We start from the raw sequence: 15,391 nt of genomic DNA on the forward strand, positions 1-15,391 counted from the left end.
GCTCCACCCGCCGGTCGGCGACGCTCTTGGCGTGCCGCTTCTCGAGGGATTCGGGGTGATGCCGCTCCCGCCAGGTGCGCACCTTGTGCCGGAACCGCGACGGCACCAGTTCCCCGGGCGCGGCCCCGCGCGCCCGATGAGGCGTATCCGGATCGAAGAAATGCGCGACCAGCGCGGCGGCAGCGGCCGGGTCCAGGTCCGCGGTCTCGTCGGCGATGATCCGCGCGTGCAGCCAGGACACGTTCCCGGCAGCCAGCGCATCGATGGCCGGCGGCAGCGCGCACAACTGCCGGGACTGGCGGACGAACGCCCCGGCGGCCCCCGAACCGATGGTCAGGACACCGGCGATCTCCTCCACGACGGACATCTCAGCAAAAACCCGGTCCTGCAGGGAAGCAGTGGGCGGGGTCATGGCCTCCTGCAGTTCGAGGGCCTCGGCGGCGTCCCGGGCCTTGATCGCTGCGACCTGCGCCTCCAGCCGGGAAACGAGGCCCATACGTTTCAGCCGGAGCTCGTACTGCCGTTCCAGCACATCAACCCCGTCGCCAGCCACAGCGCCTGTAGTTCCGCCGCGCAGCGACGCATCCTCAACGAACAGCGCATCAATGGCAGCAACGGAGGCAGAAACGCCCTCCATCACTGCCGATACAACCTCGCCCTGAACCATACAAACATCATCTGCGGAGGCACTGACATTGAGAGCCGACGGAAGTGGCGTCACTGAGGCGCCGCCCGCAGCGGCGGTCGGCGCAGAAACCAGCCCCACCCCGCCTGCCGCCGCGCCCGCTTCGTTTCCCATGCCAACATCCTCTACGGAGGCACCGACATTTTGATCAGTGTGAGAGCCGGCGTCGTACTCAGGCAGCTGACACGTAAGGACGCGGACCGTCCTTATCAGCGCGTGCGCCTGCCACGTATTGTCGGTGCCCCCTCGTAGTCTGAATTCACCAAGTTGAGGGGGTACGCCATGCACGTTCCATTCTGTTCCATCGTCCCGCCCTACCTGCTGAGGCGGCTGGCCCGGCAGGATGCGCCGGAATTCTCTGCTGCCGCGAGGGCTGCCCGGGAAGCCCTGGGCCATGTGGAGTCCGTCCACGCATCACGAACCCAGGCAATGCCGGACGCTCCTTCGGGTGTCCGCCAGGCCAAGCCCGGCCCGGCCAACCGCACTATCTACGATGCTGGCGGCTCGGAAAACCTTCCCGGAAAGCTGGTGCGCAAGGAGGGAGAAGCGGCAATTGGGGACGCCGCAACGGATGAAGCCTACGACGGGCTGGGGCATACCCACCGCCTCTACGCCGACGTCTTCGGCCGTAACTCCATTGACGGCCGGGGGCTCCGCCTGGACGCCACCGTGCACTTTGGCGCGCTGTACGACAACGCGTTCTGGGACGGAACCCAGATGGTCTTCGGCGACGGTGACGGCGAGGTCTTCGAGCGGTTCACCGCGTCCCTCAGCGTCATCGGCCACGAGCTTGCCCATGGCGTGACGCAGCATTCGGCGGCCCTCGCATACCGGAACCAGGCAGGGGCCCTGAATGAATCAATGTCTGACGTCTTCGGCGCGCTCGTTGAGCAGTACGTGAAGAACCAGACCACTGCGGAAGCGAGCTGGCTCATCGGCGAAGGGCTTTTTACCGCCGAGGTTGAAGGGGACGCTCTGCGTTCCATGAAGGCTCCGGGAACTGCCTACGACGACGATGTGCTGGGTAAGGATCCGCAGCCGGACTCTATGGACTCCTACGTCCGGACCAGTGCGGATAACGGCGGGGTCCACATCAACTCCGGTATCCCCAACCGCGCCTTCTACCTCGTGGCGAATTCGCTGGGCGGAAACGCCTGGGACGCCCCGGGCCTCATCTGGTACGAAACCCTCACGGGAGGCTCCTTGCCCACAACCGCAACCTTCAGCGTCTTCGCACGGGCCACAGCCTCTACTGCCGTAGAGCTCTTCGGATCCGACTCGAAAGAGCATGACGCCGTGCGGCAGGCATGGGAAACTGTGAAGGTCAAGCTTTAACGGATGCCTGGTTGCCGGACTTTCAGCCGCCAGGCTGCATGGAAGCCCAGGAACCAGGCCATGAAGATCAGCGTGGAGCGCACCGGCGGCATAGCGGCGATGACGAGAGTGTGGACCGTGGACGCCCGGTCGGAAAACGCCATAAACCAGTGGCAACCGATCGTGGAAGCCTGCCCGTGGGACGCCGTGCCCCGGACTCCCCGGGCGGCGGCCGCGGAGTTCGCCGGCAACCAGCCTGACCGGTTCATCTACTCCATCCGCGCGGGCGAGCGCCGGGCAGCGCTGCCAGAGCGGGCCGTGACGGGCCCCTGGCGGGTGCTCGTGGACCGCACCCGGGCCGCAGCCCAGGAATCCCGGACGGGGCAAGGCAACAGCAACCTGTAGGGCAGATACTCAGAGAGATAGACGGCCCGGCCCGGTCAGGGGCATAGCTGACCAACGCAGGCCCCGGCTAACCGACCTCAGCCAACTGGCCGCGGAAGGCCCGGCGGTAGGACTGCGGACTGGTGTCGAGGACCTTGGCAAAGTGGTGCCGCAACAGAACCGGATGGCCGAAGCCCGCTTCCCTGGCCACCTCGTCAATGTTCAGGTCAGTGGATTCCAGAAGCTCCTGGGCGCGGAGCACCCGTTGCGAATTCAGCCATGCAGCGGGCGTGGCTCCCGTTTCCGAGCGGAACCGCCTGGCAAATGTCCGGGCGGACATGTGCACCCGGGCAGCCAGTTCATTGACCGTATGCTCACGGTCCAGGTTCTGCACCATCCAGCGCAGCAGTTCCTCCATGGGGGCGGAGCCGCAGGTGGGCATCGGCCGGTCGATGAACTGGGCCTGGCCGCCGTCGCGGTGCGGAGGAACCACCATGTCCCGGGCGATTGCGGCAGCCACCTGCGCGCCCAGTTCCACCCGCACAAGGTGCAGGCAGGCGTCGATGCCCGCAGCGGTTCCTGCCGAAGAAATAATGGTGCCGTCCTGGACATACAGCACGTTCTCATCCACGTGGACGTCCGGATAGGCCGCCGCCAGCTCGTCGGAGTAATGCCAGTGTGTGGTGCAGCGCCGCCCATCGAGCAGACCGGCGCGGGCAAGGGCGAAGACTCCGGAGCAGATGGACATGACCCATGCACCCCTGGCGTGGGCGGCGCGAAGTGCTTCCAGCACGGACTCCGGCATCTCCTGGTCCCGGCCGTAGGGGGCCATGATGACCAGATCCGCATCATTGGTGGCGTCCAGCCCGAGGCTGACGTTCAGGGAAAGCCCGGATTTCATCTGCACATTCCCGGGAACGGGCGTGCACACGCGGAAGTCGAAGGCCGGGACACCGCTCCCCCGGGCGGACCTGTCGATCCCAAAGACCTCACAGGCGGTCCCGAATTCGAAGATCGAGAAGTTGGGGACCACAATCACAGCGACTGTTTTCAGCATGTATCCATTGTGGCAGGAATTATAGCTTTTTGGGCATTTCTGCCACTGTTTAATTCGCTGCGCCAGGAGAAGCATGGAGGCATGGAAATCTTCGCAACCATCCTCGTCATCGTGCTCCTCCTCGTGGCTGCCGCCACCATCGCAGCCCTTCTCCGCGACGGGCGAGGGCACACACCTCCCGTCGAGTCGCACCAGGAATGGTCCGCCCTGGACCTTCCCAGCACCAGCTATACCCTCCGCATTTTCTAGGAACGCAAGGAACGCCGCAGGCAGTCGACCCGGGGGTGCCGGCCCCACCGCAGTAGACTGTCTGCAGCCATGACTTTTCATATCTCCTATCCCGCCGAGCTGCCGGTCTCCGAGCGCCGCGAGGACCTGATGGCCGCCATCGCCGCCAACCAGGTGACCATCATCGCCGGCGAGACCGGCTCCGGAAAGACCACCCAGATTCCCAAGATGTGCCTGGAACTTGGCCTGGGCGAAAACGGCCTGATCGGCCATACCCAGCCCCGGCGGCTTGCAGCCCGGACGGTGGCCGAGCGCATCGCCGAGGAACTGGGCGCGGACATCGGCCAGGAGGTGGGCTTCCAGGTCCGTTTCACGGGCGAGGTCAGCCGCGCCACCAAGGTCAAGCTGATGACCGACGGCATCCTGCTGGCCGAGATCCAGCGGGACAAACTGCTGCGCAAATACAACGCCATCATCATCGACGAAGCCCATGAGCGCAGCCTGAACATCGACTTTATCCTCGGCTACCTCAAGCGGATCCTGCCGCAGCGCCCGGACCTGAAGGTGATCATCACCTCTGCCACCATTGATCCTGAGCGTTTTGCCAACCACTTCGGGACGCCGGAGAAGCCTGCACCCATCATCGAAGTGTCGGGCAGGACCTACCCGGTGGAAATCCGGTACCGCCCGCTCTCGCAGCCAAAGTCGGACGAGGATGATCCCTCCGACGACGAACTCGAGGAGGACCGCGACCCGCTGGATGCAGTCTGCGACGCCGTGGACGAGCTTGCCGCGGAAGCCCCGGGAGACATCCTGGTGTTCTTTTCCGGCGAGCGCGAGATCCGGGACGCGGCGGACGCGCTCCAGGCCCGGATCCAGGGCAACCGCAGGCTGGCCGGCACCGAAGTGTTGCCCCTGTTCGCGCGGCTGAGCCTGCAGGAGCAGCACAAAGTCTTCCACCCGGGCAACAAGCGCCGGATCGTGCTCGCCACCAACGTCGCGGAAACGTCCCTGACCGTGCCCGGGATCAAGTACGTCATTGACACCGGCACAGCCCGCATTTCTCGCTATTCGCACCGCACCAAGGTCCAGCGGCTGCCTATCGAACGGGTTTCCCAGGCGTCGGCCAACCAGCGGTCCGGGCGCTGCGGCCGTGTTTCCGACGGCATTGCCATCCGCCTCTACTCAGAGGAGGACTTCGAATCCCGGCCCCAGTTCACTGACCCGGAAATCCTGCGGACCAACCTCGCCGCCGTCATCCTGCAGATGACTGCCATGGGCGTTGCCCGCGGCCCCAAGGACGTGGAGAACTTCCCGTTCGTTGAGCCGCCGGAAACGCGGGCCATCAACGACGGCGTCACGCTGCTCCGTGAACTCGGCGCCCTGGCTGCCGCCAGGCCGCAGAACGCAGAAAGTGACGGAAGAAGCGGCGGCGGCCTCACCGCCGTCGGGCATAAACTTGCCCAGCTTCCCGTCGACCCGCGGCTGGGCCGGATGATTGTGGAAGCCGGAAAGCGGAACTGCGTCCGGGAAGTCATGATCCTGGCTGCGGCGCTCACCATCCAGGACCCGCGCGAGCGGCCCACTGACAAGCAGCAGCTTGCGGCGGAAAAGCACAACCGCTTCAGGGACGAGAATTCGGACTTCACCGGTTACCTGAACCTCTGGAACTATCTGCAGGAGAAGCAGCAGGAGCTGTCCTCGTCAGCGTTCCGGCGCCTGTGCCGTGCCGAATTCATCAACTACCTGCGGGTGCGGGAATGGCAGGATCTGTTCGCCCAGCTGCGGCAGCTGGCCCGCCCCCTGGGCATCAGCCTGGACAACAAGCGCCTCGCCGACCCCGTGGGCAACCACGACGGGATCCACATCAGCCTGCTCTCCGGGCTCCTGAGCCACATCGGCATCCTGGATGAGCGCAAGCGCGAGTACGCCGGAGCCCGCGGCAGCCGGTTCGCTATCTTCCCCGGCTCGGCGCTGTTTAAGAAGTCCCCCACGTTCGTGATGGCCGCCGAGCTGGTGGAAACCAGCCGGCTGTGGGCACGGGTGGCAGCGAAATTCGATCCCGTCTGGGCCGAGCAGGTGGCACCGGACCTGGTGAAGCGGAGCTACAGCGAGCCGCACTGGTCCACCCGCCAGGGTGCGGTGATGGCGTACGAAAAAGTCACCCTCTACGGTGTGCCCATCATTGCGCAGCGCCGCATCAACTACGGCAAGGTGGATCCTGCCGTCGCCCGCGAACTCTTCATCAGGCATGCCCTGGTGGAGGGTGATTGGAAGACCCATCACAAGTTCTTCCACCGCAACCGCGCCCTGCTGAACGAGGTGGAGGAGCTCGAGGCCCGGATGCGGCGCCGCGACCTGCTGGTGGATGACGAGACACTGTTCGAGTTCTACGATGCGCGCATCGGACCGGACGTCGTGTCCGAAAGGCACTTCGACAAGTGGTGGAAGGACGCCCGGAAGCAGAACCCGGACCTCCTGGACTACGACAAGTCGCTTCTCCTGAGCGACGATGCGGACGATCTCGACGAGGCCGCATACCCCAAGACCTGGCTGCACAAGGGTTTCGAGCTGCCACTCAGCTACGAGTTCCATCCGGTGGCTCCCGGTTCACCGCCCAACCCCTCCGACGGCGTCACCGCCGAAGTCCCCGTCCTGTTCCTCAACCAGCTGGACGACGCCCCGTTCCGCTGGCTGATACCCGGCCAGCGCGTGGAACTGGTGACCGCCCTGATCAAGTCGCTGCCCAAGCAGGTCCGGAAGAACTTTGTTCCGGCACCCGACGTGGCGCGCCAGGCCGTAGCCGTCCTTGAGTCCGATTTCGATCCGGCCACCGATGAGCTGGAACCGTCGCTGGAGCTTGCCCTCCGGCGGATCCGCGGAGCCATCATCCCGCCCGGTTCCTGGAACTGGGACGCTGTACCCCCGCACCTGCGCGTCAGCTTCAAGGTGGTGGACAGCAAGGGAAAGGTGCTGGACGAAGGCAAGGACCTTGCAGTGCTGCAGGAGCGACTTGCCCCCGCCACCCGGCGCGCCATCGCCGAATCGCTGGGCGCCACCCCGGCATCGACGAGCCCCGGCAGCCGGACATCGGATGCCAAGGGGGCCCGCGGGCAGGGCACCGCGAACGACGGCGGCTCCCCCGCAGTGCGGACGTCCGGGCAGGTGCAGGGTGCTTCCGCCGCGGCCGGGTTCAGGGAGCAGGAGGGCCTGACGGAATGGAGCTTCGGAACCATCCAGCGGCAAGTCAGCAGCATGGTCAAGGGCCACACCGTCACCGGATACCCGGCGCTGGTGGACGAGGGTAAGTCCGTATCCCTTCGCGTGTTCCAGACCCCGGAGGAGCAGCTGGACGCGATGCGTGGCGGTGTTATCAGGCTGCTCGCACTGCGGGTTCCCGCTCCGGACCGCTACGTCCTGGAGCACCTGAGCAACACCGAAAAACTGACGTTCAGCCAGAACCCGCACGGCTCGGTGTCCGCACTGATCGCTGACTGCGCGCTGGCGGCGATCGACAAACTCACGCCGGCTGAGCTGCCATGGGACCGGAAGGCCTTCGACGATCTCTATGAGGTGGTGCGGGCGGAACTGATCGACACGGTCTTCAGCGTGACGGCCGTGGTGGAGCGCATCCTGGCCAGCACCCGCCGCATCGAAAAGCAGCTGAAGGGCACCACCAGCCTGGCGCTGATTAGCGCGCTCAACGATGTGAAGAGCCAACTGGAACAGCTCGTCTACCCCGGCTTTGTAGCACGCACGGGCTACGCCCAGCTCAGCCAGCTGCCGCGGTACCTGACTGCCATCGAGAAAAGGCTTGAACGCCTTCCCGGCAACGTGCAGCGTGATGCGCTGAATATGGCAGTGGTGCAGCGGCTCGAGGACGACTACGACGACGCCGTGTCCGCGCTCCTGCCGGGCAAGCGCGCAGGCCGCGAGTTAACCCAGGTGCGCTGGATGATCGAGGAACTTCGGGTGAGCCTCTTCGCCGTCGAACTTGGCACGGCCTACTCCGTGTCCGAAAAGCGCATCCGGGCGGTGCTCAACAAGGCCCTGGCACCCGCCTAGCAGCATGGGACAGGGAGGATGTCCCGGTCAGCGCCGGGACATCCTGGGGCTACGCGGTCGGGACGAACTCGCCGTAGCCTGCCGCCCGAAGGCCCTCGCGGAGTTTTTCGGCATTCGCGTCGAGGACAGCCGGATCCGGGTTCTGGTCAGCCGTGGCGAAGTTGAACTCCGCCATGCTCCTGGACGGCCATACGTGCACGTGGAGGTGGTTGATCTCGTAGCCGGCCACAATAAGGCCCGCCCGTGCAGCGTCGAAAACATCCACCTGCACCGCGCCGATCCGGCGGGCGACCTCCATGACCCTGGCGAGGGTCTCCGGGGACGCGTCGGTCCAGCGGTCCACTTCCTCGGTGGGGACCACCAGGGTGTGGCCGTCAGCAAGGGGCCCGGTGGTGAGGAATGCGGACACGTCCGGTTCCCGCCAGACGAACCGGCCGGGAATCTCCCCGTTGAGGATCCTGGTAAAAAGCGTGCTCATGCGTCTGCCTCCTTGGCGGGTGCCTGCAAGGTGCTGGTATCCAGCACGAACCGGTATTTCACGTCCCCTGCGACCATGCGGTCGTAGGCGTCATTGAGCCCACCAGCGGAGACCACTTCGATGTCGGCCACAACGCCATGCTCGGCGCAGAAGTCCAGCATCTCCTGGGTCTCGGCGATCCCGCCGATCAAGGAGCCTGCATAGGCGATCCTGCGCCGGATGAGGGCCCGGGGATTGACGGGAGGCATGGCCTCAGAGGGAAGTCCCAGCTGGAAAAGGGCGCCGTCCACCCGGAGGGCGCGGAACAGCGGGTTCAGGTCATGCGGGGCGGCAACGGTATCGATGATCAGGTCGATGGTGCGGTCCGCCGCAGCCATGGCGTCTTCGTCCCGGGACAGGACCACTTCGTCGGCCCCGAGCTCAAGCGCTGCAGGCACCTTGGACTCGGACGTCGTAAAAACCACCACCTTGGCGCCCATGGCTTTGGCGAGCTTGACCGCCATGTGGCCGAGTCCGCCGAGGCCCACGACCCCTACGACGTCTCCCTCTTCCACGTCGAAGTGGCGCAGCGGGGAGAAGGTGGTGACCCCGGCGCAGAGCAAAGGCGCGACGGCGGCCGGGTCGAGTGATTCAGGGACGCGCACCACGTAGCGGCGGTCCACCACGATGGACGACGAGTAGCCGCCCTGGGTGGTGGCGTCAGCGTTCCGCCGGTCTGTCGCGCCGTAGGTTCCGGTCATCCCCTTTTCGCAGTACTGCTCCAGGCCCTCCAGGCAGCTGTCGCATTCCCGGCAGGAGTCCACGATGCAGCCCACGCCGACCCGCTCGCCCACTGAGAAATCGGTGACACCTGCGCCGATCCGGCTGACGGTACCGACGATCTCGTGGCCGGGCACCAGCGGATAGGTCTGGCCTCCCCACTCGCCCCTCACTGCATGCACGTCGGAGTGGCACAGGCCGCAGAATTCGATGGCAATTTCGACGTCGTCCGGCTTGGGTGCGCGCCGGGCGACGGTCAACGGGACCAAACCGCTGTCACTGGATACTGCGCCATACGCGGCGGCAAGGACTCCGGCGTCGGAAGCGGGCGTTATGGGTTTGGCGAGGGGCGGCGGTACGGGACGTCCTGGGGTCATAGTGCGACGCTACCCTTGCCGCCGACAAACTTTCCACCCGACCGGTGCCCGCCGCCGGGTTCCGGGCCGGTGGCTACGGGCAATTCGGCATTGTTGGACCATTCCGAGAAGGAGCCTGGATAGAGGGCAGCCCGGATGCCCGCGACTTCCAGCGCCGCCACCTCGTGCGCCGCCGTCACACCGGACCCACAGTAAACAGCAACCGGGATGCCGTCACGGACACCCACCGATTCGAACCTGCGCCGCAGTTCTGCCGCGGGCAGGAAGCGTCCGTTCCCATCCATGTTGTCCGACGTCGGCGCGCTCACCGCTCCGGGGATGTGGCCTGCCCGAGGGTCAACGGGCTCGATCTCGCCGCGGTACCTCTCCCCCGCGCGTGCGTCGAGCAAAAGTCCGCTGCCCGCCCAGGTGGCGGCAGCAGCGGCGTCGAGCACTGGCATGTTCCCGTCCGCCAAGGTGACGTTCCCGGGCTCCGGCTGCACCGGGCCGCCTTCAACCGGCAGGTCCGCCGCACGCCAGGTGGCGAGGCCGCCGTCAAGAAGGTAGACGTCAGCAAACCCGGCGTTCCGCAGCATCCACCACACCCTGGCGGCGGCCATGTTGGCTGTGTCATCGTAGGCCACCACCACGTCTCCGTCGTTGATCCCCCAGCGCCTCGCTGCCGCCTGGAAGTCGTCCGTTGCCGGCAACGGGTGCCGCCCCCGCTCCGGAGCCGGGGGCGCCGCCAGTTCAGTGGCGAGGTCCACAAAGACTGCGCCAGGCATGTGTCCGGCGAGGTAGTGCTTGTGCCCGTGCGGGTCACCCAGCGCCCAGCGGACATCCAAGAGCACGGTGCGCCGGCGGTCATCAGCGAGACGCGCCTGCAGCCCGGCAACATCGATCAGGGGGTTCATGTGCACTCCTTTGGAGGTGGTGGAACCAACGGATCCCACTCTAGGCTGGTCGCCGTCCGGCCGCAGGTAGGCTGGGTCGGTGATGAACGGGACCAGCGGCAACAAGCAGGGCGGCAACAGCGAAGGCTCAGACTGGGAGGGCCGCGGGTTGTCGGACCGGGACTGGGCTGACCAGGCCATCCGCAGGATCAGGGCAGAAAACAACCGCTCGGCCGACACACACCTCTACTCCGTGCCCCTGCCGGAACACTGGGGAGTCCAGCTCTACCTCAAGGATGAATCGACCCACCGCTCAGGCAGCCTCAAGCACCGGCTGGCGCGCTCCCTGTTTCTCTTCGGCCTGGTGAACGGCTGGATCAGGGCGGACACCACCATTGTGGAGGCTTCCAGCGGCAGCACCGCGGTCTCCGAGGCCTACTTCGCCCAGCTGCTGGGGCTTCCGTTCATCGCGGTCATGGCGCGGACCACCAGCCAGGAGAAGATCGCCCTGATCGAACAGTTCGGTGGCTCGTGCCTGCTGGTGGAGCATGCCTCCGACGTCTATGCAGCTGCAGAAGAGCTGGCCGCTACCTGCAACGGCCATTACATGGACCAGTTCACGTATGCGGAACGGGCCACGGACTGGCGCGGCAACAACAACATCGCCGAGTCCATTTTCGGGCAGCTCCAGCTCGAGGAGCATCCGGTTCCCGACTGGGTCGTGGTGGGTGCGGGGACGGGTGGAACCAGCGCAACCATCGGCCGCTACCTCCGTTACCACAGCCATCCCACCCGGCTGCTGGTGGTGGATCCGGAGAATTCGGCGTTCTATCCGGGCTGGCTGGGTGGGACGGCCAATCCTCCGGCCGGCCTGCCGTCCCGCATCGAGGGCATCGGGCGGCCAAGGATGGAGCCCAGCTTCGTGCCCTCCGTGATCGACCGCATGGTCCAGGTTCCCGATGCGGCATCGGTGGCAGCCATGCGCCACCTGCGGGTCCTGGCCGGCCTCCACGCAGGACCGTCCACCGGCACCAATTTGTGGGGCGTCTGGCAGGTCGTCGCCGAAATGGTCGCCGAAGGCAGGCGGGGCAGCATCGTTTCGCTGATGTGCGACGGCGGTGAGCGCTACGCGGGCAACTACTACAACCAGGAGTGGCTGGCATACCACGGCCTCGACTCCGAGCCGTATGAAGCGGTCATCAAGACGTTTTTCGATAGAGGGCAGTGGGACCCCACGGCCATCTAAATCTCCACGGACTCCCTGGCAGCCAGATGCGTGTACTCGGTGCCGTACTTGGCGCCGATCCGTGCCACGTGTCCTTCCACGATCTTCAGGCCGTTCTCATTGAGCAGCCCGTCATGGATCTGGAATGCCCGCGGTGCCCGCACTCCGACGACGAAATCCACCACTTCCGCGGATTTGCTCCAGGGCGCATGCAGCGGAACCAACAGGGTCTTGACGCTGATGCCGTCCGGAATGACGAACGAGTCGCCCGGGTGGTAGACGTTCTCGTCAATGAGGTAGCCGATGTTGGCTACAACCGGAATCTGCGGATGGATCAGCGCATGCTGGCCGCCAAAGCTTCGGATCGCGAAGCCCGCTGCTTCGAAAGCTGTACCCGGCTGCACGGCATTGACGCGGGCGACGGCCTCCGGAGCTTTGGTGCCCAACGTGTCCGCTACTCCTTCCGGCGCGAAAATGGCCAGGCCCGCGTTGCTGCGAAGAGCCTCAACGACCGGTCCGACGTCGATGTGGTCGGCGTGTTCGTGGGTGACCAGCACGGCGTCCGCACCGTTAAGGGCCTCGGCTGTTTCGGAGAAATTGCCGGGATCCACCACCAGTACGCGGTTGTCCTTCTCGAGCCGCACACAGGCGTGAGTGTATTTCGTCAGCTTCATAGCGCCAGCCTAGGGTCCGGCGGCGAACGGTGTCCACGAGGCTGCGGCTGGTAATCTGTATCTTTGCCACCATCCCCACGGAAGCGAGTTCGTCCATGCCGCTCGGCGCCAAGGCTGATTCCACTACGCCCTCCCCCGTTACGGGTGGCGGCAAGGAACAGCGCGTCACCAAACAGCGCCGGGCCGTCAGTGCGGCGCTGGATGAGCTCGACGACTTCGTCAGCACGCAGGAGCTGTACCGGATCCTGCAGAACCAGGGCGTCTCGGTTTCGCTCGCCACCGCCTACCGGATCCTTCAGTCCCTTGCCGACGAAGGGCTCGTGGACGTCCTGCGCAACGGCGAAGGCGAAGCCGTGTACCGGCGCTGCGCCGTCACCGGCCACCACCACCATCTGCTGTGCAGGAACTGCGGGAAAGCGGTGGAGGTCGAGGCGCCCGCTGTGGAAACCTGGGCGGCGCGCACCGCCGCGGAACACGGCTACACGGAAGTCGCCCACACCGTGGAAATCTTCGGACTGTGCCCCGACTGCACGGCCCTGAGGGCTGCGGGCAAGCTGTAGCAACCGGGCCCGGTGCGCTTACCGGGGCTGCAGGACCCGTCCGTTGATGCCCCTGCCGGCACGGACCGAACCCACAACGCGGCACACCACGTAGATCAGGAATGAGAGCGTGGTGACGTAGGGGCTGATGGGGATCCGGCCGCCGAGGGCCAGCAGGATTCCGCCGACCGTTGCCGTCACGGCGAAGACCACGCTGAGCACCACCACTGCCACCGGCGAGGACGTAACCCGCAGGGCCGCTGCGGCCGGGGTGATGAGCAGGGCCAGCACCAGGAGTGCTCCCACTACCTGGATGGAGAGGGCAACGCTGATGCCCAGCAGGACCATAAAAACGATGGCCAGCGTCCGCACCGGAACGCCCCGGGCTTCGGCGAGTTCAGGGTCCACGCTGGCGAAGTTCAGCGGCCGCCAGATGGCGATCAGGGCCACCATCACCACCACCGCTGTCCCGGCGAGTGCCTGCAGCTGGACCGTGTCGACGGAAACAATCTGGCCGGTGAGCAGTCCGAATTTGTTGGCCGCACGGCCCTCGTACAGGGAGAGGAACAGGATCCCCAGCCCCAGGCCGAACGGCATGATGACACCGATGATCGAATTCTTGTCCCTTGCCCTGACGCCCATGAGGCCCAGCAACAGCGCCGCGGCGACGGACCCGATGAGGGACCCGAAGACGATGTCCGCACCGATCAGGAGCGCAAAGGCCGCGCCGGCAAAGGAAAGTTCGGAAATACCGTGAACGGCAAAAGCCAGGTCCCGCTTCATCACGAACGTTCCTACGAGGCCGCCGAGGAGGCCAAGGACGGCGCCTGCCCAGATGGAGTTCTGGACGAGGACCAGCAGCTCGCCATAGTTCTCGAAATTGAAGATGGCCCCAAGAATGCTGTCTGCGTCCATCAGGCTGCCTCCCCTGCCAGCGCATGGGTCTCTGCGTGGTGGTGGGTGGTGGCGTCAGGAAGCCCGACCACCACGATGCGGCCGTTGGCGTGAATGACCTCAACATGGCTGCCATAGAGGTCGGACAGCACCTCCGTGGTCATCACTTCGTCGGGAGTTCCCACCTTGAAGCGGCCCCCCGCCAGGTAAAGTACCCGGTCCACGTAGTCGATGATCGGGTTGATCTCATGGGTCACGAACACCACTGCGCTGTTCCGCTCGTGGCACTGCTTGTTGATCAGTGCGCTGACGGCCTGCTGGTGGTGCAGGTCAAGGGACAGCAGCGGTTCGTCGCACAGCAGGACCTGGGGATCGGTGGCAAGGGCCTGGGCAACGCGGAGCCGCTGCTGCTCGCCGCCGGAGAGTTGGCCTACCGGAACCTTTGCGTAGTCCGTGGCACCCACCAGGTCAAGGAGTTCGTCGATCCTGCGGTTAGCCTTGGCCGATGAGAGCCGCAGTCCCCACCGGTGGCCGTCCACGCCGAGTCCCACCAGGTCCCTTGCGCGCATCGGAGTATCAGGGGCAAACGACTTCTGCTGGGGGATGTAGCCGATCAGGCTGCTGCCGCGTTCAACAGGGCGGCCGCCAAGCGCAGCCCGGCCCTGGTGCAGGTCCTGTAATCCGAGCAGGACTTTCAGGAAGCTTGTTTTTCCGCTCCCGTTGGGACCAAGCACGGCGAAGAATTCGCCGGGCTTGATGTCCAGGTCCAAGTCCTCCCAGAGCGCCCGCTTACCGAATTTCAGGGACGCCCCGGTGAGGCTGACGACAGGTTTCAACTATTTGCTCTCCAGAACTTTGCTGATGTTGTCCACATTGTCCGTCATCCACTGGAGGTACGTCTTGCCTTCGGGCAGCGTTTCATTGAAGTCCACCACCGGAACGCCGGCCGTTTCGGCCGCTTCCTTCAACGACTCCGTCTGCGGACCTTCGGTTTGCTCGTTGTAGGCCAGGAAACGGACCGACTTGGATGCCACCAGATCCGTTGCCGCCTTGAGCACGGCCGGGGGCACGTCGGAGTCTTCCTCGATCGCAGCAGTGTAGTCCTCGGGGGTGGCGTTCACCAGACCTGCATCCACCAGCAGGTACAGCGGAACGGGTTCCGTAACAGCCACCGTGGCGCCGGCGGCGCTGCCCTTCAGCGAGTCGAGCTTTCCGTGCAGTTCTTCCAGCGTGGACGTGAACGTGGCCGCATTGGTCTCGAACGTCTGTGCCGACGCGGGATCGAGCTCCGCGAGCTTGGCTGCGATGTCACCGGCGAGCTGCTCCATGGCGTGCAGGCTGTACCACACGTGTTCGTTGAGTTCGCCGTGGTCGTGGGCTTCCCCGCCTGCCGGTTCGGACTCCGTGGCGGTGGCTTCGGCTGAAGCTTCTGCCCCTTCCGGGTGCGCCAGGCCGGACAGTTCGACGGCGTTCAGCACCTTGCCGGCGTCGAGGTTGCTGTCCTCCGCCAGGGTGTGGATGAAGTCGTCGTACCCGCCGCCGTTTTCGATGACGAGGTCAGCCTTGGACACTGCAAGCCGGTCCTGGGCGGTCGCCTCGTAGGAATGCGGATCCTGGCTCGTCTTGTTGATGATGGCGGTGACGCTGACTCTGTCCCCGCCGATGGTCTTGGCGATATCCCCGTAAACGTTGGTGGACGCCACAACGTTGATTCCCTCGGCAGCGTCCGACGGCGGCTCGGCCTGGGGGCTGCAGGCAGTCAGCAGCAGGCCAAGCCCGGCGAGGGCGGCAACGGACGAACGGGCAGCGGCAGAACGACGCACGAAAAACCTCAGTTCAC

At 65.5% G+C, this 15,391-nt stretch carries 14 protein-coding genes and 1 pseudogene; 6 read left to right on the top strand and 9 right to left on the bottom strand.

The window, feature by feature from the left end; translation table 11 throughout:
• A pseudogene (locus DXK94_RS11155) lies at window positions 1-799 on the bottom strand (hypothetical protein); the annotation flags it as partial.
• 168 nt (window positions 800-967) lie between these two features.
• On the opposite strand from DXK94_RS11155, the gene DXK94_RS11160 reads away from it, so the two are divergent.
• Together DXK94_RS11160 and DXK94_RS11165 are read left to right on the top strand one after the other, a co-directional pair.
• Window positions 968-2,020, top strand: a complete 1,053-nt coding sequence (locus DXK94_RS11160) for a M4 family metallopeptidase (RefSeq protein WP_115525048.1) — start codon at window positions 968-970, stop codon at window positions 2,018-2,020.
• Between the two features lie 60 nt (window positions 2,021-2,080).
• Entirely contained in the window at window positions 2,081-2,404 is a 324-nt protein-coding gene (locus DXK94_RS11165) for a protealysin inhibitor emfourin (RefSeq protein WP_079597653.1), read from the top strand.
• A 67-nt stretch (window positions 2,405-2,471) separates the two neighbouring features.
• Here DXK94_RS11165 and DXK94_RS11170 read toward each other — a convergent pair whose 3' ends face one another.
• On the bottom strand, window positions 2,472-3,440 hold the full coding sequence (locus DXK94_RS11170) for a GlxA family transcriptional regulator (protein ID WP_115525049.1): 969 nt from the start codon (window positions 3,438-3,440) through the stop codon (window positions 2,472-2,474).
• 81 nt (window positions 3,441-3,521) lie between these two features.
• Here DXK94_RS11170 and DXK94_RS21405 point away from each other — a divergent pair, with 81 nt between their 5' ends.
• Together DXK94_RS21405 and hrpA are read left to right on the top strand one after the other, a co-directional pair.
• Entirely contained in the window at window positions 3,522-3,689 is a 168-nt protein-coding gene (locus tag DXK94_RS21405) for a hypothetical protein (RefSeq protein WP_176156865.1), read from the top strand.
• A 69-nt stretch (window positions 3,690-3,758) separates the two neighbouring features.
• Window positions 3,759-7,733, top strand: a complete 3,975-nt coding sequence (gene hrpA / locus DXK94_RS11175; protein ID WP_115525050.1) for an ATP-dependent RNA helicase HrpA — start codon at window positions 3,759-3,761, stop codon at window positions 7,731-7,733.
• 49 nt (window positions 7,734-7,782) lie between these two features.
• Here hrpA and DXK94_RS11180 read toward each other — a convergent pair whose 3' ends face one another.
• From DXK94_RS11180 to DXK94_RS11190, 3 genes are read right to left on the bottom strand one after another with little or no spacing between them, the layout of a single operon-like run.
• Complete coding sequence (locus tag DXK94_RS11180) at window positions 7,783-8,211, bottom strand: HIT family protein (RefSeq protein WP_115525051.1); 429 nt, start codon at window positions 8,209-8,211, stop codon at window positions 7,783-7,785.
• A complete protein-coding gene (locus DXK94_RS11185) occupies window positions 8,208-9,347 on the bottom strand; it encodes an NAD(P)-dependent alcohol dehydrogenase (RefSeq protein WP_115525052.1) in 1,140 nt (379 codons plus the stop codon). The genes DXK94_RS11180 and DXK94_RS11185 overlap by 4 nt, the downstream gene beginning before the upstream one ends.
• On the bottom strand, window positions 9,344-10,240 hold the full coding sequence (locus tag DXK94_RS11190) for a sulfurtransferase (RefSeq protein ID WP_115525053.1): 897 nt from the start codon (window positions 10,238-10,240) through the stop codon (window positions 9,344-9,346). Before DXK94_RS11190 ends, DXK94_RS11185 begins: the two co-directional genes overlap by 4 nt.
• A 79-nt stretch (window positions 10,241-10,319) precedes the next feature.
• Between DXK94_RS11190 and DXK94_RS11195 the strand changes: the two genes are divergently transcribed.
• Window positions 10,320-11,465 carry a PLP-dependent cysteine synthase family protein gene (locus DXK94_RS11195; protein WP_258868524.1) on the top strand — a complete coding sequence of 382 codons (1,146 nt, stop codon included), beginning with the start codon at window positions 10,320-10,322 and terminating at the stop codon, window positions 11,463-11,465.
• Here the strand turns inward: DXK94_RS11195 and DXK94_RS11200 are convergent.
• Window positions 11,462-12,118 (bottom strand): MBL fold metallo-hydrolase, encoded by a 657-nt coding sequence (locus DXK94_RS11200; RefSeq protein WP_115525054.1) that lies wholly within the window; start codon window positions 12,116-12,118, stop codon window positions 11,462-11,464. The genes DXK94_RS11195 and DXK94_RS11200 overlap by 4 nt on opposite strands.
• A gap of 95 nt (window positions 12,119-12,213) precedes the next feature.
• On the opposite strand from DXK94_RS11200, the gene DXK94_RS11205 reads away from it, so the two are divergent.
• Window positions 12,214-12,678, top strand: a complete 465-nt coding sequence (locus tag DXK94_RS11205; RefSeq protein ID WP_079597646.1) for a Fur family transcriptional regulator — start codon at window positions 12,214-12,216, stop codon at window positions 12,676-12,678.
• An 18-nt stretch (window positions 12,679-12,696) separates the two neighbouring features.
• Here the strand turns inward: DXK94_RS11205 and DXK94_RS11210 are convergent, their stop codons facing one another.
• From DXK94_RS11210 to DXK94_RS11220, 3 genes are read right to left on the bottom strand one after another with little or no spacing between them, the layout of a single operon-like run.
• Window positions 12,697-13,572: a metal ABC transporter permease gene (locus tag DXK94_RS11210; protein ID WP_079597645.1), complete on the bottom strand. Its 876-nt coding sequence runs from the start codon at window positions 13,570-13,572 to the stop codon at window positions 12,697-12,699.
• A complete protein-coding gene (locus DXK94_RS11215; RefSeq protein WP_115525055.1) occupies window positions 13,572-14,387 on the bottom strand; it encodes a metal ABC transporter ATP-binding protein in 816 nt (271 codons plus the stop codon). The genes DXK94_RS11210 and DXK94_RS11215 overlap by 1 nt, the downstream gene beginning before the upstream one ends.
• Window positions 14,388-15,374 carry a metal ABC transporter solute-binding protein, Zn/Mn family gene (locus DXK94_RS11220; RefSeq protein WP_115525056.1) on the bottom strand — a complete coding sequence of 329 codons (987 nt, stop codon included), beginning with the start codon at window positions 15,372-15,374 and terminating at the stop codon, window positions 14,388-14,390.
• Between the last annotated feature and the right edge of the window lie 17 nt (window positions 15,375-15,391).

This window comes from Arthrobacter sp. RT-1, assembly GCF_003367205.1.
In the GTDB taxonomy this organism is placed as follows: Bacteria; Actinomycetota; Actinomycetes; order Actinomycetales; family Micrococcaceae; genus Arthrobacter.